The 20,347-nt window shown below is 71.4% G+C and carries 22 protein-coding genes; 7 read left to right on the plus strand and 15 right to left on the minus strand.

All coding sequences use genetic code 11. The features are described 5' to 3' along the window. Positions 1-8: 8 nt before the first annotated feature. From E1B00_RS05655 to E1B00_RS05670, 4 genes are all read right to left on the minus strand, one after another. Positions 9-371 carry an energy transducer TonB gene (locus tag E1B00_RS05655; protein WP_139446486.1) on the minus strand — a complete coding sequence of 121 codons (363 nt, stop codon included), beginning with the start codon at positions 369-371 and terminating at the stop codon, positions 9-11. 1 nt (position 372) lies between these two features. Further along, positions 373-1,392, minus strand: a complete 1,020-nt coding sequence (locus E1B00_RS05660) for a fatty acid desaturase (protein ID WP_139446488.1) — start codon at positions 1,390-1,392, stop codon at positions 373-375. A 418-nt stretch (positions 1,393-1,810) separates the two neighbouring features. Beyond that, positions 1,811-2,038 carry a cyclase gene (locus tag E1B00_RS05665; protein WP_139446490.1) on the minus strand — a complete coding sequence of 76 codons (228 nt, stop codon included), beginning with the start codon at positions 2,036-2,038 and terminating at the stop codon, positions 1,811-1,813. Positions 2,039-2,047: 9 nt separating this feature from the next. Beyond that, entirely contained in the window at positions 2,048-2,947 is a 900-nt protein-coding gene (locus tag E1B00_RS05670) for a DMT family transporter (protein WP_139446492.1), read from the minus strand. Positions 2,948-3,053: 106 nt separating this feature from the next. Between E1B00_RS05670 and E1B00_RS05675 the strand changes: the two genes are divergently transcribed. The 3 genes from E1B00_RS05675 to E1B00_RS05685 all read left to right on the plus strand — a co-directional run bounded on the left by E1B00_RS05675 (position 3,054) and on the right by E1B00_RS05685 (position 5,512). Next, positions 3,054-3,947 carry a LysR substrate-binding domain-containing protein gene (locus E1B00_RS05675; protein WP_139446494.1) on the plus strand — a complete coding sequence of 298 codons (894 nt, stop codon included), beginning with the start codon at positions 3,054-3,056 and terminating at the stop codon, positions 3,945-3,947. A gap of 17 nt (positions 3,948-3,964) precedes the next feature. After that, on the plus strand, positions 3,965-4,183 hold the full coding sequence (locus tag E1B00_RS05680; protein ID WP_139446496.1) for an RNA-binding S4 domain-containing protein: 219 nt from the start codon (positions 3,965-3,967) through the stop codon (positions 4,181-4,183). A 78-nt stretch (positions 4,184-4,261) separates the two neighbouring features. Beyond that, complete coding sequence (locus tag E1B00_RS05685; protein ID WP_220396234.1) at positions 4,262-5,512, plus strand: PQQ-dependent sugar dehydrogenase; 1,251 nt, start codon at positions 4,262-4,264, stop codon at positions 5,510-5,512. A 6-nt stretch (positions 5,513-5,518) separates the two neighbouring features. Here E1B00_RS05685 and E1B00_RS05690 read toward each other — a convergent pair whose 3' ends face one another. The 4 genes from E1B00_RS05690 to hutU form a co-directional block, all read right to left on the minus strand. Beyond that, positions 5,519-5,776, minus strand: coding sequence for a GlsB/YeaQ/YmgE family stress response membrane protein (locus tag E1B00_RS05690; protein WP_139446498.1), 258 nt, complete (start codon positions 5,774-5,776; stop codon positions 5,519-5,521). 65 nt (positions 5,777-5,841) lie between these two features. Then, the gene (locus E1B00_RS05695; protein WP_139446500.1) at positions 5,842-6,642 is read right to left on the minus strand and encodes an energy transducer TonB; all 801 of its coding nucleotides are present in this window, start codon (positions 6,640-6,642) and stop codon (positions 5,842-5,844) included. Then, positions 6,639-7,016, minus strand: a complete 378-nt coding sequence (locus E1B00_RS05700; protein ID WP_139446502.1) for a VOC family protein — start codon at positions 7,014-7,016, stop codon at positions 6,639-6,641. Before E1B00_RS05700 ends, E1B00_RS05695 begins: the two co-directional genes overlap by 4 nt. A 25-nt stretch (positions 7,017-7,041) precedes the next feature. Next, positions 7,042-8,709, minus strand: a complete 1,668-nt coding sequence (hutU, locus tag E1B00_RS05705) for a urocanate hydratase (RefSeq protein WP_139446504.1) — start codon at positions 8,707-8,709, stop codon at positions 7,042-7,044. Between the two features lie 105 nt (positions 8,710-8,814). Here hutU and E1B00_RS05710 point away from each other — a divergent pair, with 105 nt between their 5' ends. Next, complete coding sequence (locus E1B00_RS05710; RefSeq protein ID WP_139446505.1) at positions 8,815-10,284, plus strand: AlkA N-terminal domain-containing protein; 1,470 nt, start codon at positions 8,815-8,817, stop codon at positions 10,282-10,284. Continuing rightward, the gene (locus tag E1B00_RS05715; RefSeq protein WP_139446507.1) at positions 10,284-10,772 is read left to right on the plus strand and encodes a methylated-DNA--[protein]-cysteine S-methyltransferase; all 489 of its coding nucleotides are present in this window, start codon (positions 10,284-10,286) and stop codon (positions 10,770-10,772) included. Before E1B00_RS05710 ends, E1B00_RS05715 begins: the two co-directional genes overlap by 1 nt. A gap of 54 nt (positions 10,773-10,826) precedes the next feature. Here E1B00_RS05715 and E1B00_RS05720 read toward each other — a convergent pair whose 3' ends face one another. The 7 genes from E1B00_RS05720 to E1B00_RS05750 form a co-directional block, all read right to left on the minus strand. Next, the gene (locus E1B00_RS05720; protein ID WP_139446509.1) at positions 10,827-11,147 is read right to left on the minus strand and encodes a hypothetical protein; all 321 of its coding nucleotides are present in this window, start codon (positions 11,145-11,147) and stop codon (positions 10,827-10,829) included. A 94-nt stretch (positions 11,148-11,241) separates the two neighbouring features. Beyond that, positions 11,242-11,931 (minus strand): molybdate ABC transporter permease subunit, encoded by a 690-nt coding sequence (gene modB / locus E1B00_RS05725; protein ID WP_139446511.1) that lies wholly within the window; start codon positions 11,929-11,931, stop codon positions 11,242-11,244. Beyond that, entirely contained in the window at positions 11,932-12,687 is a 756-nt protein-coding gene (gene modA, locus E1B00_RS05730; RefSeq protein ID WP_139446513.1) for a molybdate ABC transporter substrate-binding protein, read from the minus strand. A 71-nt stretch (positions 12,688-12,758) separates the two neighbouring features. After that, the gene (locus E1B00_RS05735; RefSeq protein WP_139446515.1) at positions 12,759-13,520 is read right to left on the minus strand and encodes a LytR/AlgR family response regulator transcription factor; all 762 of its coding nucleotides are present in this window, start codon (positions 13,518-13,520) and stop codon (positions 12,759-12,761) included. Then, on the minus strand, positions 13,517-14,749 hold the full coding sequence (locus E1B00_RS05740; protein WP_139446517.1) for a sensor histidine kinase: 1,233 nt from the start codon (positions 14,747-14,749) through the stop codon (positions 13,517-13,519). The genes E1B00_RS05735 and E1B00_RS05740 overlap by 4 nt, the downstream gene beginning before the upstream one ends. 49 nt (positions 14,750-14,798) lie before the next feature. Then, complete coding sequence (locus tag E1B00_RS05745) at positions 14,799-16,442, minus strand: serine hydrolase (protein WP_139446519.1); 1,644 nt, start codon at positions 16,440-16,442, stop codon at positions 14,799-14,801. Between the two features lie 108 nt (positions 16,443-16,550). After that, on the minus strand, positions 16,551-17,849 hold the full coding sequence (locus tag E1B00_RS05750; protein ID WP_139446521.1) for a formimidoylglutamate deiminase: 1,299 nt from the start codon (positions 17,847-17,849) through the stop codon (positions 16,551-16,553). Positions 17,850-17,897: 48 nt separating this feature from the next. Between E1B00_RS05750 and E1B00_RS05755 the strand changes: the two genes are divergently transcribed. Further along, on the plus strand, positions 17,898-19,058 hold the full coding sequence (locus tag E1B00_RS05755) for a CaiB/BaiF CoA transferase family protein (protein WP_139446523.1): 1,161 nt from the start codon (positions 17,898-17,900) through the stop codon (positions 19,056-19,058). Beyond that, on the plus strand, positions 19,055-20,293 hold the full coding sequence (gene hutI / locus E1B00_RS05760; RefSeq protein WP_246048489.1) for an imidazolonepropionase: 1,239 nt from the start codon (positions 19,055-19,057) through the stop codon (positions 20,291-20,293). Before E1B00_RS05755 ends, hutI begins: the two co-directional genes overlap by 4 nt. Positions 20,294-20,347: the final 54 nt, after the last annotated feature.

Genomic DNA, 20,347 nt, shown 5'->3' on the forward strand with positions numbered 1-20,347 from the left:
GATCTCCTTTAGCGGGACTGTCTCGGGGTGAACCGGATCGGGACCAGCACGTCGCCGGCGACGCGTACGCCGCCTTCGCGGCCAGCCTTGAAGCACCAAGTCGGCAACACCTTCATGCCGGCGGCATCAAGCTCGGGATGGCCGCTGCTCTGGTGGACGACGGCACCGAGGTAATTGTTCCCGGCGTCAACCGACACGCGGTAGATCACGATCCCGCCGAGGCCCGCTCGGCGCAACTTCCCCGGGTACTTCACCCGCGGCGCATGCTCGCGGCAGCTGACGTCCTCGAAGGCACCATAGTCAATGCCGTCGTCGGGCAGGTCGCCTGAAGCAGCCAGCGCCAGCAACAGCAGGTGCGCCGCAAACGCCAAGTCAGGCCCGCGCGCGCTTCGGGAAACCGACCATGCGCTGCAGCTCTTCGTCCCAAAGCTTCAGGCGCGCGGACTTCAGGCTGGTCCAGAGCGTCAGCCGCGGCGCCGCCTGCAGCAGCGGATGCGACTCGAAGGCGGCACGCAGGTTGTAGTTCGGGATGCGGCTGGCCAGGTGGTGGATGTGGTGGTAGCCGATGTTGCCGGTGAACCAGTGGATCACCCGCGGCAGGTCGTAGAAGGAGCTGCCGGCGATCGCCGCCTGGCTCGAATCCCACTCCTTGCCCTTGGTCCAGTACGCATCCTCGAAGGTGTGCTGCACATAGAACAGCCACACGCCCAGCGCGCCGGCGATCAGCACGATCGGGATGTGCACCATCAGCACGGTCTGCCAGCCGATGGCCCAGGCCATCAGGCCGCCGACGACCAGCAGCATCAGGTTGTTGATCCAGACACTGGCCCACTCCTTCTTCCACGAGAACGGCAGGTCGAAGGGGAAGCGGTGCTTGATCACGAACTGGTAGGCCGGGCCGATGCCCAGCAGCACCGGCGTGCTGCGGTAGAAGCGGTAGCAGAACCGGCGGAACGGCGACAGCGCCTGGTACTCGGCGACGGTCAGCGTCTCGATGTCGCCCATCTCGCGGCGGTCGAGGTTGCCCGAAGTACCGTGGTGCACGGCATGGGTCTTCTTCCAGTAGCCGTAGGGGAACAGGGTGATCAACCCCAGGCAGCGGCCGACGGTGTCGTTGGCCTTGCTGCTGGCGAAGAAGGAGCCGTGGCCGCAGTCGTGCTGGAAGATGAAGGTGCGCACGTAGAGGCCGGCCGCCGGGATCGCCAGCAGCAGGGTCCAGAGGTAGTTCCAGTCGGCGTGGATGCTCCAGGCCATCAGCGCCCAGATCGCCGCGAACGGCGGCAGGGTGTTGAGCAGTTGCCAGACCGCCTTGCCCAGATGGGGTTTTGCGAAACCCGCGCACAGCTGGCGCAGGTTGACGGGGGTGGACGGTGTTTCGGCGGCTTCGCTCAAGGCACGGCTCCGTGGGGACGGGGCATTGTCCGGCCCGGGAGGCGTTTGGGCAAATTCAAGCGCTTGCTCCAATCGCCCCGGCGACCCTCGGTGCGTCAGCGTTTATGTACCTGGCAAGGACAGCTAGGCAAAGCTTGTCAGCCATCGCTGCTGGTTCATGCCAAGCCACTGGATTGAAAGGCCGTGATGCCGACTGGGCAGTGATACTGAGCAGTTTAGCCGCGCCCGACACCGTGGGGCCCCGGCCATGCGCTTGCGTCCGGAGTCCGTGCAATGGTCCAGTCGCCGCACGCCACCGTTCCTCCTCGTCGGAACGGCGGCGCCACTTCAGGTCAATCGCCCCCTGGCGTTGACGACCTTGGGCAGGGCAATCGACTGTTTTCGGGACAGGCGGCCCTGCCATTTTTTTGCCCGCGGCTCAGCCCCAGGACAGTTCCGCCGCCCGCTTGTGCGGCTCGACGACCACCCGCTTGCGCAAGATCCGCACCGTTTCGACCATCAGCAGGCGCAGGTCGCGGACCAGGAACGCGGCCAGGTCGCCGTCGCCGATCTGCTCGCCCGGGATGTCCAGGCGGAAATCCTGGCCCTGCAGGCCGCCGCCGTTGCTGAACTCGATCTCGAAGTCGAACACGACCCGCCACTGCATGGCGATGTCCTACTTCGCCGGCCGCTGGCTCATCGCCACGCTGCCCAGGATCAGGGCGCAGGCGATGGCCATCGGCCAGGTCAGCGGCTCGCCCAACACGCTCCAGGCCCAGGCCACGGCGGCCAGCGGCACCAGGTAGGTGACGGTGACCGCGCGCGCGGCGCCGATGCGCTGGATCAGGCGATAGTAGATCGCATAGGCCAGGCCGGTGCAGATCACGCCGAGCGCGATCGCCGAGCCCCAGGCCGGCGCCGACACCTCATGCTCCGGCCACTGCGCGACCGCGAACGGCAGCGACAGCAGGGCGGCGCTGCCCAGGGTCGCGGCGGCGACCGCCGACGGCGGCAGGCCCGCCAGCAGCCGCGGCACAAGGTTCGCGCCGACGCCGTACATCAGCGCCGCCAGCACGCCGGCGGCCGTGGCCCAGCCGACGCTGGCGCCTTCGGTCTTGTCGCTGGCCAGCACGATCACGCCGACGAAGCCGACCACCAGCGCGAGCACCTTGCGCAGCCCGATGCGCTGGCCGAAGAACAGGAAGGCCACCAGGGCGGTGAACAGCACCGCCATCGCATTGGTGATGGCGCCCACGCCGGCCGGGGCGCGCTGCGCGCCCCAGGCGAACAGGGCGAAGGGAATCGCCGAATTGATCGCCCCCAGCAGGGCCAGCCGCGGCCACAGCCGTGCCGGGAAGTCCGCCCGCGCCAGCCACAGGAAGGGCAGCAGCACGGCCGCGCCCAGGGCCAGGCGCAGTTCCGACAGCGCACTGGCACCGAACTCCGGGGCCGCGACGCGCTGGAACAGGAAGGACGCGCCCCAGATGGCGGCCAGCAGGCCCAGCTCCACGGGAGTCCGCCAGGCGGGGACCTGGACCGGTTCGACGGGCACTACCGCGGGGCTGGGGTTCTTCATGGCGAGGCAAGCTCGATTCGTGTCTGGCCGCCATTTTCCTTGAGGCCAAGGGCGGCACAAGCGCATACTTTCCGAGTCAGCCACAAATCCTGCTTGAGGCTAGGTAATGACCCTGAGATCGGACTGGCTGCCGGCCCTGGCCGCCTTCGAATCCGCGGCCCGGCACCAGAATTTCGCCCACGCCGCGGAAGAGCTGCACCTGACCGCGAGCGCCGTCAGCCACCACGTGCGCAAGCTCGAGGCGCGGCTGGGCGTGACGCTGTTCCTGCGCCATGCCCGCGGCGTGTCCCTGACCGCCGAAGGCCGCGAGCTGGCCGATGCCGCCGGCAATGCCCTGGCCGACCTGGACGGCACCCTGCGCGGCCTGCGCGGCCGCCGCCAGGAAACCCCGCGCGTGCGCATCACCACCCTGCACTCGCTGAGCTTCAGCTGGCTGATGCCGCGGCTGCCGCGGTTCGCCGCGGCCCACCCCGACATCGCGCTGGGCTTCGAAACCGACGCCGGCCTGGCCCGCTTCGACGAAGGCGGCCCCGACCTGGGCATCCGCCACGGCCCGGGCCACTGGCCGGGGCTGAGCTCGCATCCGCTGATGGACGAGACGCTCTACCCGGTCGCGTCGCCCGGCCTGCCCGGCATCGCCGCGCTGCGCGAGCCGGCCGACATCGCCACCCTGCCCCTGATCGCCGACCTGGCGCGGCAGGGCTGGCCCGACTGGTTCCGCGCGGCCGGCGTGCACGGCCTGCGCTTCGAAGAGCGCTACCGTTTCGTGGACAGCACCGGCAGCCTGCAGGCCGCGGTGCAGGGCCTGGGCGCGGTGCTGGCGCGCGACCGGCTGCTGGGGCCCTTCCTGGCCGATGGACGGCTGCGCCGGCTACCGGGCCCGAAGCTGACCGCGCGCTGGAGCTACCACATCGTCTATCCCGCGCACCGGCGCCTGCGCCCCGGCGCGCAGGCCTTCGTGCGCTGGCTGCTCGACGACGTCGCCGAACACGGCGCCTGATCCGCTACGCTGTCGCCATGGACACGATCGACTTCGAACTGGACCGCGAGTTCGTGGAACTCAACCAGCTGCTGAAACTCGCCGGCCTCTGCGACAGCGGCGGCATGGGCAAGGCCATCGTCGCCAGCGGCGCGGTGACCGTGGACGGCGAGGTGGAGCTGCGCAAGACGTGCAAGGTCCGCGCAGGCCAGGTCGTGCGCCTGGACGGGGTCGAGATCCGCGTGCGCGCGGCCTGAGCCGCCCTCACGCCGGACGAACGCGCCGGCGCTAAGATCGCCGCACGCCCGCACGGGCGGGACGCTGGAGCCCCCACCATGTCCCGGTTCGCCGTTCGCCTGCTGTCCATCTCGCTGCTGTCCTCCGTCGCCGGCATGACGACGGCTCAGACCGGCAATGTCGCCATCGCGCCCAGCAGCCTCGGCCCGCTGCGGGTCACGACGATCGTGCAGGGCCTTCAGAATCCCTGGGCTCTGGCCTTCCTGCCCGACGGCCGCGCCCTGGTGACCGAGCGCCCGGGCCGGCTGCGCATCCTCGACCTGGCCACGCGCACGCTGTCGGCGCCGGTCAGCGGCCTGCCCGGCGTCTGGGCCTCGGGCCAGGGCGGACTGCTGGATATCGCGCTGGACCCGGCCTTCGCGCAGAACCAGCGCATCTACTTCAGCTACGCCGAAGTCGGCGGCAACGGCCTGGCGGGCACCGCCGTGGCGCGCGGCCGCCTGGTCGACCTGGCGCTGCAGGACGTGCAGGTGATCTTCCGCCAGTCGCCCAAGCTCAGCAGCGGCAACCACTTCGGTTCGCGCCTGGTGTTCGACGACGCCGGCCACCTGTTCGTGACCCTGGGCGAGAACAACGTGCGCATCACCGCGCAGTATCTCGACCACCACCAGGGCAAGGTGGTGCGGCTGTGGCCGGACGGCAGCATCCCCTCCGACAATCCCTTCGTCGACGACCCGGACGCGCTGGTGGACCTGTGGTCCTACGGCCACCGCAATCCCCAGGGCGCGGCGCTCAATCCGTGGACACGCGTGCTGTGGACGGTCGAGCACGGCGCGATGGGCGGAGACGAAGTGAACATCCCGCAGGCGGGCCGCAACTACGGCTGGCCGATCATCACCCATGGGCTGGACTACAACGGCCAGCCCATCCCGGAATCCACCGGCACCAGCGCGCCCGGCATGGAGCAGCCGCTGCATTATTGGGTGCCGTCGATCGGCCCCAGCGGCATGGCCTTCTACACCGGGCTGCAGATGCAGCGCTGGCACGGCGACCTGTTCGTGGGCGCGCTGGCGACGCAGCAGCTGGTCCGGCTCGACCTCGACGGCGACCGCGTCGTGGGCGAAGAGCGCCTGCTCAACGGTTTCGGCTACCGCATCCGCGATGTGCGCAACGGGCCCGACGGCGCGCTGTACCTGCTGACCGACTCGTCCAATGGCCGCGTGCTGAAGATCGAGCAGGGCAAGAATGTCTGGCGTCCGCGCACGCGTTCCCTGCCCTCGCCCGCTCCCGGCCAGCGGCTGGCGCCGTCGCCCGCACGCCGAACGACAGCCCCGCCGCGCGAGCGCTGAACGCGCTCAGGACGCCTTGTTCTTCTTCGCCGCGGCGTAGAGGAAAAGCAGCACGATGGCGAACACCACCGAGGCGATGAATCCCGCCGGCTCGCCCTCGGCGTACCAGCCCATGGCCTGGCCGACGAATTTGGCCAGCAGCGCGCCGCCGACGCCCAGCACCATCGTCCACAGCAGGCTCAGCTTGTCGTTGCCCGGCTTGATCGCGCGCGCGACCAGGCCCACCACGAAACCGATCAGGATGGTCCAGAGAATGCTCAGCATGCTTGCGCCCTCCCATGCGGCGGATGCCGCGCGGGAAGCCTAGCACTGCTCGTCCCGTGGATCCTTCAGCGGCGCGGCGGCCTGGCGATAGGCAGGCCTTCGAGCAGGAAGGCCCTCAGCTCGTCGCAGGCGCCGGGCTCCAGATCGCACAGCAGACCCACCTGCACGATGGGTCGCTGGGCCGATTCGTCAAGCCGATACCTGGCCACCGCGACCACACGCGATTCGATCGTGCGCTTCCCGGCGGCGATCCGCAGCGGCTCGTCGAGCTGGGTGAAGTACATCCAGAACGTGCGATCGTCTTCGACATCGGGGTAGAACGAGGTCAGCACGCGGGTTCCGATGCGATCGGTCACGCGCGCGTAGGGCGACTTCAGAGGGCGCAAAACGGCGAGCCGCCTCGCCGCGTAGAACGCGGCCAGGTCCGGATAGCCGATCCCCCCGGGGTCGGCGACGTAGTGCGGCCGACGGTGTGATTCCGGCCAATCGACCCGCTTCGGGTAGTAGGTGGTCACGCCCCCGAACTTGACCGGCAGCTTCACCCACTCGCCGCCGATACGTTCGCGTTCGGCTGGCGAAAGAACCCAGCCTTTCACCGCGTCATGCGCCGCCTCATCCATCTGCGGATGGCCGCTGGGCGTGTGGATGCGCGACTCGACCACGCGGCCACAGGCATCGATGCGCGCCAGGACCAGAGTCACGCCGGAACGATTGGCGCGCAGCGCGTCCATGGGGTAGCGGGGCAAGCCGCGCACCGGTGGCGGGCACGCCGACAAATCCGCTGCGGCGTCCGTTTCGGACGCAGCAACCGGCACCGGCGCCGGCGCGACGGCAAGCGCCAGCCAAAGTGCGAAGAACGGCGTCACGCGCGCGGCCCCATGTGGAAGAAGTTGAGCTTGTTGCCGTCGAGGTCGCGGAAGTAGGCGGCGTAGAAACCGGGCACCCGTTCGCCGGGTCCGCCCTCGTCGGTGCCGCCGAGCTCGAGCGCCAGCGCGTGCAGGCGATCGACCGCGCCGCGATCCTCGGCCGCCAACGCGGTCATGAGGCCGTTGCCGCGGTGCGCGGGCTCGCCGTCGTAGGGCAGCGCGATGGCGAACCAGGGTTTTCCCCGCCCCGCCGACCAGGCGATGAAGCGGGGACTGTCGATGAAACGCTTGGCGCCGAGATCGCGCAGCAGGCGGTCGTAGAACGCGGCCGCGCGGACGATGTCGCGGGTGCCGAGGGTGACGTAGCCGATCATGGTGGATTCCTGGCAGCCCTTGCGTTCAGAGCATCGGCAGCTTCAGGCCCTGCTGCTTCGCGCAGTCGCGGGCGATGTCGTAGCCGGCGTCGGCGTGGCGCATCACGCCGGTGCCGGGGTCGTTCCACAGCACGCGGCCCAGGCGCCTGGCCGCGGCGTCTGTGCCGTCGGCCACGATCACGACGCCGCTGTGCTGGCTGTAGCCCATGCCGACGCCGCCGCCGTGGTGCAGCGACACCCAGGTGGCGCCGCCGGCGACGTTCAACATCGCGTTGAGCAGCGGCCAGTCGGACACGGCGTCGCTGCCGTCCTTCATCGCCTCGGTTTCGCGGTTGGGCGATGCCACGGAACCGGAGTCCAGGTGGTCGCGGCCGATCACGATCGGCGCGCTGACTTCCCCGTTGCGCACCATCTCGTTGAACGCCAGCGCCAGGCGGTGGCGATCGCCCAGGCCGACCCAGCAGATGCGCGCCGGCAGACCCTGGAAGCTGATGCGCTCGCGCGCCATGTCCAGCCAGCGGTGCAGGTGCGGGTTGTCCGGGATCAGCTCCTTCACCTTGGCGTCGGTCCTGTAGATGTCCTCGGGGTCGCCGCTGAGCGCGACCCAGCGGAACGGTCCGACGCCGCGGCAGAACAGCGGCCGCACATAGGCCGGCACGAAGCCCGGGAAGTCGAAGGCATCGGCGCAGCCGACGTCCTTGGCCATCTGCCGGATGTTGTTGCCGTAGTCGAAGGTCGGGATGCCCTGGTTCTGGAAGTGCAGCATCGCCTCGACGTGGATGCGCATCGAGTGTTTGGCGGCATCGACGACGCGCTGCGGGTTGTTCTTCTGCTCGCTGAACCACTCCTCCAGCGTCCAGCCGGCTGGCAGGTAGCCGTTGAGCGGGTCGTGGGCGCTGGTCTGGTCGGTCACCGCATCCGGGCGCACGCCTCGGCGCACGAGCTCCGGCAGGATCTCGGCGGCATTGCCCAGCAGCGCGATCGACTTGGCCTGGCCGGCGGCGGTGTACTTCTCGATGCGCGCCAGCGCGTCGTCCAGGTCGGTCGCCTGCTCGTCCACGTAGCGGGTGCGCAGCCGCATGTCGATGCTGGTCTGGCGGCACTCGATGTTGAGCGAGCTGGCGCCGGCGAGCGCCGCGGCCAGCGGCTGCGCGCCGCCCATGCCGCCCAGGCCCGCGGTCAGGATCCAGCGGCCGGTGAGGTCGCCGCCGTAATGCTGTCGGCCCATCTCGACGAAGGTTTCGTAGGTGCCCTGCACGATGCCCTGCGAACCGATGTAGATCCAGGAACCGGCGGTCATCTGGCCGTACATGGCCAGGCCCTTCTTATCCAGCTCGTTGAAGTGTTCCCAGGTGGCCCAGTGCGGCACAAGGTTGGAGTTCGCGAGCAGCACGCGCGGCGCGTCGGCGTGGCTGGGGAAAACGCCGACCGGCTTGCCGCTCTGGATCAGCAGGGTCTCGTCGTCGCCGAGTTCGCGCAGCGACTTCAGGATCGCGTCGTAACAGGCCCAGTCGCGCGCGGCGCGGCCGATGCCGCCGTAGACCACGAGTTCGGCCGGGTTTTCGGCGACTTCCGGGTCGAGGTTGTTCTGGATCATCCGGTACGCGGCCTCGCTGAGCCACGACCGGCAGCTGAGCGTGTTGCCGCGCGGCGCGCGGATGGTGCGGGACGGGTCGTTGCGGTTCGCGGACATCGGGGGCTCCCAGGGGCAGGCCGCGATTATAGGTTCTCGCGAGGCAGTGGCATTGGTGTCCGAAAACGGCGAGTCTGGCATTGGGCCCGGCGCTACGATGTCCCCATGGATGCCCAGACCCTGCCCCCGCCCGATGTCTGCGACCGCGCCCGCGCCGCCAAGGACGCCCGTTTCGACGGCCTGTTCTTCACCGCGGTGCGCAGCACCGGCATCTACTGCCGGCCGGTCTGCCCGGCGCCGACACCCAAGCGCCAGAACATCCGCTACTACCCGAGCGCCGCGGCCGCGGCCGCCGCCGGCTACCGGCCCTGCCTGCGCTGCCGGCCGGAGCTGTCGCCGGGCGCGTTCGTGCGCGGCGGCGAGCAGGCGGTGCAGCGCGCGCTGGCACTGATCGCCGACGGCGCGCTGGACGAAGGTTCGGTCGAACAGCTGGCGCGCGAGGTCGGACTGGGCGGACGCCAGCTGCGCCGGGTGTTCCTTGCCGAAACCGGCGCGACGCCGATCGCGGTGCACGGCACGCGGCGCCTGCTGCTGGCCAAGCAACTGCTGACGGAGACCGCGCTGCCGGTGACCCAGATCGCCCTCGCCTCGGGTTTCCGCAGCCTGCGCCGTTTCCATGCGGCCTTTCTCGAAGGCTGCGGCATGCCGCCGGGCGCGATCCGGCGCCAGCGCGGCGAAACCCCGGCCGGCACCCTGGCGCTGCGCCTGGTCTACCGCCCGCCGCTGGATTTTCCGCTGCTGCTGGCCTTCCTCGGCAAACGCGCGATCGACGGCATCGAGCGCGTCGGCGCCGACACCTACGAGCGGGTCTGCGGCCCGGCCGACGCACCGGTGTTCCTGCGGGTCACCGCCGTGCCGGACCGGCCGGAGCTGCGGCTGGAGATCGAAGGCGGCGACCCGCGCGGCCTTCCCGACCTCGTGCGCCGCGTCCGCCGCCTCTTCGACCTCGACGCGGATCCGGCGTCGGTGCAGGCCGGCCTGGCAGGAACGCCACAGCTCGCGATCGGCCTGCGCCGCCGGCCCGGCCTGCGCGTGCCGGGCGCCTGGGACGGTTTCGAACTGGCGGTGCGCGCGGTGCTGGGCCAGCAGGTCAGCGTCGCCGGCGCCACCACGCTGGCGCGGCGGCTGGTGCAGAACCACGGCGCGCAACGTCCCGCGGGCCGCCCGGGGCTGGACCGCGTGTTTCCGACCCCCGCGGAGCTGGCCGAGGCGCCGCTGGAGGCGATCGGCCTGCCGAAGTCGCGGGCCGCCACGCTGCGTGCACTCGCCGCCGCCGTCGCCGAAGGTCGCGTGCATTTCGGCGCCGGCCAGCGCCTGGACGAGTTCGTGCGCGGCCTGGTCGCCCTGCCCGGCATCGGCCCGTGGACCGCGCACTACGTGGCCATGCGCGCGCTCGGCCATCCCGACGCCTTCCCGGCCGGCGACCTCGTGCTGCAGCAGGTGCTCGGCGGCGCGGACGGCCGGTTGAGCGAACGCGAGACCGAGGCGCGCTCGCAGGCCTGGCGGCCGTGGCGCGCCTATGCGGTGCTGCACCTGTGGTTTCTTTCCGGCGACGCGGTGAAGGAGAACGCCTGATGCGGTTCGACCGCTTCGACACGCCGATCGGCGAAATGACCGTCGCCGCCGACGACGCCGGCCTGCGCCACGTCCTGTTCCCGGACAACAAGTATCCGCCGGCCGGCCGCGACGGCTGGCGCCGCGACACCGACGCGCTGCGGGCGCCGCGCGAACAGCTGCTGGCCTACTTCGCCGGCGAACTCGCGGCGTTCGACCTGGCGCTGGCGCCGACAGGCACGCCCTTCCAGGTGAAGGTGTGGACGATGCTGGCGGGGATCCCGTACGGCCAGACCTGGAGCTACGGCGAGCTCGCGCGCCGCATCGGCGAACCGAAGGCGGTGCGCGCGGTGGGCGCGGCGAACGGCCGCAACCCGCTGCCGGTGATCCTGCCCTGCCACCGCGTGATCGGCGCCGACGGCAGCCTCACCGGCTTCGGCGGCGGCCTGCCGCTGAAGAAGTTCCTGCTCGGGCACGAAGGCGCCGGCCAGCGCGGGCTGGGGTTCTGAGGCCGGAAACGACGACGCCGCCCGGAGGCGGCGTCGCAGTGCATGCGGCGGCAGTCAGTGGCCGCGGCCGACCGTGGCGCGCGGGCTGAGCTTGCGGATCGCGTCGGCGGTGTCGACGGCGCCGGTGGCATCGATGTCGGCGCGGCTGTAGGACTGGCCGGGCGAGCCGGTGCAGCCGCGCTGGTCGCGGCGCTTGAGCCGGGTGCCGGTCTCGCGCACGCAGCCGTTGTCGAGCCTGGCGGTCTCGGCCGGCGTGATGACGGTGACGTCTTCGGCGGCGACGGCCGGGGTGGCTTCTTCCGCGGGCGCCGGGGTCTGCGCGTGGACGGCGAACGCGGACAAGCCGAGCAGCAGGGTCAGGGCGAGACGTTTCATGGCGTTCTCCGGCGGGGGTGGCGGAGCCAGTCTAGACCTGGGCCGCGGGCCGATGTTGTACGGCCGCTGACCGGATTCCGTTCAGGTTTCCGCCCTATTCGCTGGCCCGGCGGTAGGCCGATCGGCGCACCATCCACTCCGACGCCAGCAGGGCGCCCAGCGCCAGCAACACCGATACCACCGCCAGCCGGGTGATGCCGGCCTCGCCGCCGGGCAGCTGCATCAGCGAATGCATGGCCAGCGAAAGCGTGCGGGTCTCGCCGGGGATGTTGGAGACGAAGGTGATGGTGGCGCCGAACTCGCCCAGCGCCTTGGCGAAGGCCAGGGCCATGCCCGCGGCGATGCCTGGCACGCTCAGCGGCAGGATCACCTGGAAGAACTTCGCCCAGGGCCGGGCGCCGAGACTGGCGGCCATCTCGTCGATCTCGCGCGGGATCGCCTCGATCGACAGCCGGATCGCGCGCACGAACAGCGGGAAGGCCATCACCGCCGCGGCCAGCACCGCGCCGGTCCAGCGGAAGGCGAGGCTGAGGCCGAACCACTGCTCCAGCGCCTGCCCGATCGCACCCTGGCGCCCGAACAGCACCAGCAGCACGTAGCCGGTGAGCACCGGTGGCAGCAGCAGCGGCAGGTGCACGACGGCGTCGAACAGCACCTTGCCGCGGAATCGCAGCCGCGCCAGCACGTAGGCCGCGGCGATGGCGAACGGCAGCGCGCACAGCACCGCCAGCGCGGCCACCCGCAGGCTCAGCGACACGATGGCGATTTCGTCGGCGGTCAGCACTCAGGGCGGATCGAAACCGGCGCGCTCGAACACGGCACGGGCTTCCGGGCCGGACAGGAAACGCAGGAACGCGTCCGCTCGCGCGGCCCGCGCCGCGGCCATGCGCGCTGCCGGGTAGACGATGGCCGCATGGCTGGTGGCCGGAATGTCCGCCACCACCCGCACCTTCGGCTCGGCCAAGGCGTCGGTGGCGTAGACGATGCCCAGCGGCGCTTCACCGCGCGCGACGAAGGCCATCGCGGCGCGCACGTTGTCGGCTTCGGCGCGGCGGTCGGCGACGACCTGCCAGAGCCCCAGGGCTTCCAGCGCCTGGCGGGCGTAACGTCCTGCCGGCACGCTGGTGGTTTCGCCCAGCGCCAGGCGCCCCTGCGGGCCCAGGGCCGCCTTCAGTTCACCCGCTTCCAGGGCGAGCGCCGCGGGCCCAGTCGCGGCCGGAGCGATCACGACCAGGCGGTTGCGCGCCAGCGACACGCGCGTCGCCGGGTCGACGAGGCGGCGCGCCTGCAGGTAGTCCATCCATTCCAGGTCGGCGGAGACGAAAACATCGGCCGGCGCACCCTGCTCGATCTGCCGGGCCAGGGCCGAACTCGCGGCATATGAAATCACCACCGGCTGTCCGGAGCGTTCGGTCCAGCGTTCGGCCACGGTGTCCAGGCTTTCCTGCAGGCTGGCGGCGGCGAACACGGTGACGCGCTCGGCGGCCGCCGCGGGAGGCGCCGAGAGCAGCACGAGGCACAGCAGGATCAGGCGCAGCATCGGGAGCGATCCGGAGGTCGAAGCGACGCCGCCACTCTACCCTCGGCCCGTGGCCTGCGGCCACCGGCCGCTCACATGCCGCGGAATCGGTGCAGGAAGGCGGCGCTGACCGGCAGGCAGTCGTCCCGGCCGCGCAGGCTCAGCGTGGCCTTGCCGAGTTCGTCCTTGCGCAGGCGGTCGATCGCGGCGACGCGCACCACCACGCCGCGGTGCACCTGCCAGAACGTGTCCGGGTCGAGGCCGGCGAGCAGGTCCTTCACCGGCGTGCGGATGATCGCCTCGTCGTGCCCGGTGACCACGCGCACGTATTTGTCCTGCGCCTGGAAGTACAGCACCTCGTCGATGCCGATCATGCGCACGCTGTCGCCAATGCTGGCGCTGATCCAGCGGATCAGGCGTTCGCCCTGCGGCCGCAGGCGCGCTTCCAGGTTCTCGACCAGGGCCTGCAGGTCGGCCGGACGCGGTTCCTCCAGGCGTGCCTGCAGGCGCTCGACCGCCTGCGCCAGGCGCGCCGGCTGGACCGGCTTGAGCACGTAATCGGCCGCGCCGGCTTCGAAGGCCTTGATCGCGTAGTCGTCGTAGGCGCTGGTGAACACCACCAGGCCACCGCCGGCGACCACCGCGCGCGCCACGTCCAGGCCATTGACGCCGGGCATGCGGATGTCGAGGAAGGCGACCGCGGGACGGTGCTCGCGCGCGGCCTCGAGCGCCGACACGCCGTCCTCGCAGACCGCGACCACGTCCAGCGCCGGCCAGGCCTCGGCCAGCATGTCCAGCAGGGCGGCGCGCTGAGGCGCTTCGTCCTCGGCGATCAGTGCGGTGATGCGGCTCACGGCGTCGGCTCCGGCGGCAGGATGATCTCGGCGACCGCACCGCGGCCGGCCAGGCTGCGCAGGCTGAGGCTGGCGCCCTCGCCGAAACGCGTGGCGAGCTGGTCGCGCACGTTGGCCAGGCCCATGCCGCTGCCGAGGCCGGGCTGCAGGCCGGCGCCGTCGTCCACCACGCTCAGCACCAGGCGGTCGCCGCGCAGCGAGGCGCGCACGTCGACCCGGCCCGGGCCCGGCTGCGGTTCGATGCCGTGCTTGATCGCGTTCTCGACCAGGGTGATCAGCAGCAGCGGCGGGAACGGCCGCGCGCGAAGCGAAGCGTCGGCCTCGACGGCGAAACTCAGGCGACCACCCATGCGCAGTTTCATCAGCGACAGATAGCTGGCGCAGATGTCGAGCTGCTGCCCGAGCGTGGAATGCAGCATCGCCTCGCCGTCGCGCAGCTTGGGGATGGTGGCGCGCAGGTGGTCGACCAGGGCATCCAGCGTGGCTTCGGCCTGGCCCGGATCCTGGCGCACGAGCGCGCGCACCGAGGCCAGCGTATTGAACAGGAAGTGCGGCTCCACCTGCGCCTGCAGCAGGCCCAGGCGCAGGTCGGACTGCTGCTTCTGGGCCCGCAGGGCCTCGATCTCCTGGCGGCGGCGGTTCTCCTGCCAGCGCCGGTCTTCGCTGAAATAGGCGCGCAGCGCCAGGCCGCCTCCGAACAGGCCGTAGATGCCGACCAGGACGGCGCCGTTGAGCACCATCACCACCGGCTTCATCGCCGGCGAGATGTCGGGCTTCTTGCGCGTCGCCAGGCCCTGTTCGACCAGTGCGTCCTCGACTTCCTTCTCGACGTAGGTCGAGGCCCACTTGTCGACGAAATAGCTGGCTCCCATGCCGGCCAGCACGGCCAGGACCACGCCGAGGCGTTCGCGGCGCTGCGGCCAGCGGCGGTGCCGCACCCAGGTCGCCAGCGCCGGACCGGTGGTGGCCATCAACAGGAAGGCTACGAACATATGCGCGCCGGCCAACGCGCCCAGCGGGTAGTCGTGCGTGGCCGCGGCCGTGCCGATCATCGACAGCGCGGCGAACAGTGCGATGAATACCGCGAACAGCGCGCTTCGCCCGCGCAGCCAGCGCAGGCTGAACACCGGGTACTGGCGGTAGCGGCCCCAGGTCGAGTCGCCGCCCACCAGCACTTCGGCCGGAAGCGTCTGCTGGAGCGAATAGCGGGCGGAGGTGGCGTCGGTCATGGCCGGCGAAGGATACCGTGCGGACCGCGGCGGCAGCGGGCGTCCCGGCTCACGGCCGGGCCCCGCGCAGCACCTGGCCGCCCTGGTGCAGGACGACCGCGACCACGCGGCCGGCGGCGTCGCGCTCGAAGCGGATCTCGGCGCCGACGGCGTCCACGGTGAACACGTCCTTGGCCACCGCCACCGTTTCCAGCGCGGGCTGGCCGCTGCCCTGGACGAAGAGCCGGCCGTCGCGCTCGAACACCTTCAGCGAGAACTCCGGCATCAGCGGGTAGTCGCCGGCATAGGCCTGCAGCGCTTCGGCGGACGGCGCCGGCATCGCCGGCTTCGGCGCCAGGTCGCGGCGGACGGCGGCGAGCTGCGCGCCCATCTGCACCCAGGTGAAGCCGTAGCTTCCGTCGGCCTTGCGCTGCGGCCGGAGCAGCGCGTCGAAGGCCAGCGGATAAAAATCGCCGGCGTCGTCGTGGCCCATCTCGAAAGCCGGCTGGCCTTCCGCCTGGATCACCAGCGCTTCGCCCTTGCGGCTGAGCTCCATCTTCATGCCGCCCTGCAGGGTGTAGTGGCCGACCAGCGCGTCCACGAGCTCGGCAGGCGCGGCGACGACCTTGCGCGGCTTGCCCAGCGGCACCGAGGCATCGGCCAGGTGCAGGCCGAGGCTGCCGAGGCCACCCAGCGAATGCAGCGCCGTGTCCGACAGCACGATCACGCCGCGTGCGGCCGCGCGGTCGAAGGCGACGAAGGACGAGAAGCCGCCGGTGCCGCCCTCGTGCGCATGCCAGGTGCGGCCGTTGAGCGGCGCCAGCATCCAGTTCATCGCCATCGCCGGCTGCGCGCCGGGATTCACCGGCTGCTGGCTCAGCGCCAGCGCCGCGGCCAGCGGTTCCGGCGCAGCGCCGAGCTGGCCCTGAACGTAGCGGACCATGTCGTCGAGCGTCGCGCGCACGCCGCCGACGCCGGCGACGTCGGTGCGGAAATCCCAGGCCGGCGTCGGCTGCCCGTTCGGCAGATGGCCCTGGGCGACCCGCACGCCGTCGGGGCGGCGGTTGATGTGGGCGCCGGTCATGCCCAGCGGCGTGAACACCCGCTCGTCGAGCAGGGTCTCGAAATCGGCGCCGGCGCGGCGAGCGACCGCGTAGCTGAGCAGCATCGAGGCGAAGTTCGAATAGTCGAAGCCCGCGCCCGGCGCCCGCGACAATTCGCTGCGCTCGAGCGCGGCGAGCAGCATCTCGGCGGTCACCGGCGCATACGGATTGGCGGCGTTCTCGATCGCGACGCCGGGCGGCAGCGCCGCCAGGCCGCTGGTATGGCTGACCACATGACGCAGCAGGATCGGCTGGCCCTCGAAGCCCGGCACCTTGATGCCGTCCGGCAGCCAGGCCGACAGCGGGTCGTCCAGCGAGCCCTTGCCTTCGTGGATCAGCCCGGCGAGCAGGGCCGAGGTCATCGTCTTGCTGACCGAGCCGATCTCGAAGGCGGTGTCGGGTCCGACGCGCAGCGCCTTGTCCGCATCGGCACAGGCGAAGGCGCGGGTGACGTTTTTGTCGACCACGGCCACCGCGAAGCAGGCGCCGGTGCGGTCGCCGTGCAAGCGCTGCGCCAGCTTGGCCTCGAGGTCGGCCTGGCTCAGGGCCTGGGCGGGGGACGCGGCCGCGACGGCGAGGGCCAGGATCAGGGCTTGGCTGGGCAGGGACATGGCGGACTCCGGATGAGGGACCGTTTCAGGCTGCCCGCCCGGACGGCCACCCGGGGCGGCTTGCGATGGAAGGCCGCGGGCTGGCGACGGAACCCCCGCAGCGCCGGCTCAATCCGCCAGCAGGTCCTTCATCGCCTCGCCGTAGCGGCGGGCGATGTCGTCGTGGTCGCGGTGCCGGGCCTGGGCCACCACGGTCTGGCCGGCGACATGGACCTCGTGCACCAGGCCGCGGTTGCCGCCGAACACGAAACGGTCGAGCAGGTCGGCAGGCGTGGCGCCGGCCAGCGCCGGCGCGCCCGGGTCGAGCACGATCCAATCCTGCGCGGCCGCCGGCTGGCCGCAGGCGCGCAGGCCGCCGGCCAGGGCCTGGGTGTAGAGCAACTCGCCGGTGCTGGGCTGGTCGGCACTGACGGCGATGTTGCGGCGGCGCGTGACCAGGCGCTGGCCGTATTCGAGCCAGCGCAGCTCCTCCACCGGCGACACCGACACGTGCGAATCCGAACCGATGCCCCAATGGCCGCCGGCGGCAAGGAAATCGCGCAGCGGGAACAGGCCGTCGCCGAGATTGGCTTCGGTGGTCGGGCAGATCGCCACCGTGGCGCCGCTGGCGGCGATGCCCTGCACTTCCGCGGTTTCCAGATGGGTGGCGTGCACCAGGGTCCAGTGCGCATCCACCGGCGCATTCGCCAGCAGCCATTCGACGGGGCGGGCGCCGCGCAGGGCCTGGCAGTCCTGCACTTCGCCGATCTGTTCGGCGATGTGGATATGCACGGGCATCGGCGTGCCGGCGATCGCCGCCAGCAGCTCGTGCATCGCCGCTTCCGGCACGGCGCGCAGGCTGTGCAGGGCGACGCCGACCTTCAGGGTGTCGTGCTCGAGCGCGCGCAGCGACTGCAGCAGCGCCAGGAAGCCGTCGAGCGTGTGGCCGAAGCGGCGCTGGCGTTCCGACAGCGGGCGGCCGTCGAAACCGCCGGTCATGTACAGCACCGGCAGCAGGGTCAGGCGGATGCCGGTGTCGCGGGCCGCGGCGATGAGCGCCTTCGACATCGCGGCCGGGTCGTCGTAGGGGCGACCGTCGGGCTGGTGGTGCAGGTAATGGAATTCGCAGACGGTGGTGAAGCCCGACTCCAGCATCTCCGCGTAGAGCTGCCGTGCGATGGCGTACTGGGTGTCCGGCGTCACCCGGCCGGCGAAGCGGTACATCAGCTCGCGCCAGGTCCAGAAGCTGTCCTCGGGATGGCTCTGGCGTTCGGCAAGGCCGGCCATCGCGCGCTGGAAGGCGTGCGAATGCAGGTTGGGCAGGCCGCTCATGCGCCAGCGGGCGACGGCCGCGTCGACGCTGTCGACCGCGGCCAGCTTGGCCCAGCCTTCGGGCGTGAACAGGTGTTCGGTGGGCAGGTCCGGCATGGCGCGAGTTTCGCATGACCGCATCCGGGCCGCATACAATGCCGGCCCATGAATGCCCTGTCCGGAATAACGGTGCTGGAACTGTCGCGGGTCCTGGCCGGGCCGTGGTGCGGCATGGTGCTCGCCGACCTGGGCGCGGACGTGATCAAGCTCGAGTCCTTCGACGGCGACGACACCCGCGGGCTGGGCCCGCCCTTCCTGGACGGCATGTCGGCGTACTTCGCCTGCTGCAACCGCAACAAACGTTCGCTGGCCATCGACCTGCGCGCGCCGGCCGCGCGGCCGCTGCTGGAGGCGCTGGTGCGCGAGGCCGACGTGCTGGTCGAGAACTACCGCACCGGCGGCGCCGAGTCGCTGGGCGTGGGCTACGAGGCGATGGCGAAGATCAATCCACGCCTGGTGTACTGCTCGATCTCCGGCTATGGCCGTTCGGGACCGGGCGCGCAGCTGCCGGGTTACGACTACGTCGTGCAGGCCGAGGCCGGGCTGATGTCGATCACCGGGCCGGCCGACGGCGAACCGCACAAGGTCGGCGTGGCCGTGGCCGACCTGTCCACCGGCCAGAACGCCGCCACCGCCATCCTGGCCGCGCTGATGCAGCGCCACCACACCGGCAGGGGCCAGCGCATCGACGTGTCGCTGTTCGACAGTCAGCTGGCCCTGCTCGCCAACGTCGGCAGCAATGCGCTGTTCACCGAAGGCGGGGCGGCGCGCTACGGCAATGCCCACGCCAGCATCGTGCCCTACCAGGCCTTCCACGCCCGCGACGGCGAGTTCGTGCTGGCGGTGGCGAGCGAAAAACTCTGGATGCAGACCTGCGAGGCGCTGGGCCGCAGCGAATGGCTGCGCGATCCACGTTTCCTCAACAACGCGGCGCGGGTCGAACACCGCGAGGCGCTGTGCGGCGACCTGCAGGCGCTGTTCGCCGGCGAAACGACCGCGCACTGGCTGGCGCTGTTCGAACGTGCCGGCGTGCCGGCGGCACCGATCAATTCGGTGCGGCAGGCGCTCGACCACCCGGTGGCGCAGGCGCGCGGCATGCGCATCGCCATCGACGGCGTGCCGATGGTCGGCAGCCCGCTGAAACTGTCCGCCTCGCCGCCGCGGCTGGAGCGCGCACCGCCCGCCCTGGGCCAGCACAGCGACGAGATCGCGCGGCACTACGGCTTCGACCCGGCCAGCCTGCGCACGCAGGGAGCGATCCGGTGATCGGCCGGCTCGCGCCGCCCTGGGACCGGCTGCTGCTGGACGCGCGCCTGGCGACGCTGCGCGACGACCTGGGCGGCTACGGCGCCATCGACAACGGCGTGCTGGCCTGGAAGGACGGGCTGATCGCCTATGCCGGTCCGCGCGGCGACCTGCCGGGCGAACCCGCCGCCCTGGCCGCGCGCGTGGATTCCGCGCAGGGGCGCTGGATCACGCCCGGCCTGGTGGACTGCCATACCCACCTGGTGTTCGGCGGCGACCGCGCGGTGGAATTCGAGCGCCGCCTGCAGGGCGCGACCTACGAACAGATCGCCCGCGAAGGCGGCGGCATCGTCTCGACGGTGCGCGCCACCCGCGCGCTGGACGAGGAGGCGCTGCTGGCCGCGTCGCTTCCGCGCGCCCGCGCGCTTCGGGCCGACGGCGTGACCACGCTCGAAATCAAGTCCGGCTACGGCCTGGACCTCGACAGCGAGCGGCGGATGCTGCGCGCGGCGCGGCGGCTCGGCGAGGCGCTGGGCCTGACGGTGCGCACCACCTATCTGGCCGCGCATGCGCTGCCGCCGGAATTTGCCGGCCGCGCCGACGATTACATCGCCGCCGTCTGCGAATGGCTGCCGGTGCTGCACGCCGAAGGCCTGGTCGACGCGGTCGACGCCTTCTGCGAAGGCATCGGCTTCTCGCCGGCGCAGACGCGGCGGGTGTTCGAGGCCGCGCGCGCGCTCGGCCTGCCGGTGAAGCTGCACGCCGACCAGCTCAGCGACCTCGGCGGCGCGGCCCTGGCCGCGGAGTTCGGCGGGCTATCGGCCGACCACATCGAATGGACCGGCGAAGCCGCCGTGCGCGCGATGGCGAAAGCCGGCACGGTCGCTGTGCTGCTGCCCGGGGCCTTCCACGTGCTCCGGGAAACGAAGCTGCCGCCGATCGCCGCGCTGCGCGAACACGCCGTGCCGATGGCGGTCGCCACCGACCTCAACCCCGGCACCTCGCCGCTGCAGTCGCTGCGGCTGGCGATGTCGCTGGCCTGCACCCACTTCAAGCTCACGCCCGAAGAGGCCCTGCGCGGCGCCACCGTGCATGCCGCCGCCGCGCTCGGACTGCACGACCGCGGCCGGCTGCAGCCGGGCCAGCGCGCCGACTTCGTGCAGTGGAACATCCAGCATCCGGCGGAGCTGTGCTACTGGCTCGGCGGCGACGTGGCCTATGCCGTGCACATCGCCGGGCGCCGCGTCAGCGACTGAGCGCCCGGAAACGACGAAGCCCCGCCGGAGCGGGGCTTCGAACCAGCAACGCGC

The organism is Arenimonas terrae (genome assembly GCF_006265115.1).
GTDB classification, from domain to species: Bacteria; Pseudomonadota; Gammaproteobacteria; order Xanthomonadales; family Xanthomonadaceae; genus Arenimonas; species Arenimonas terrae.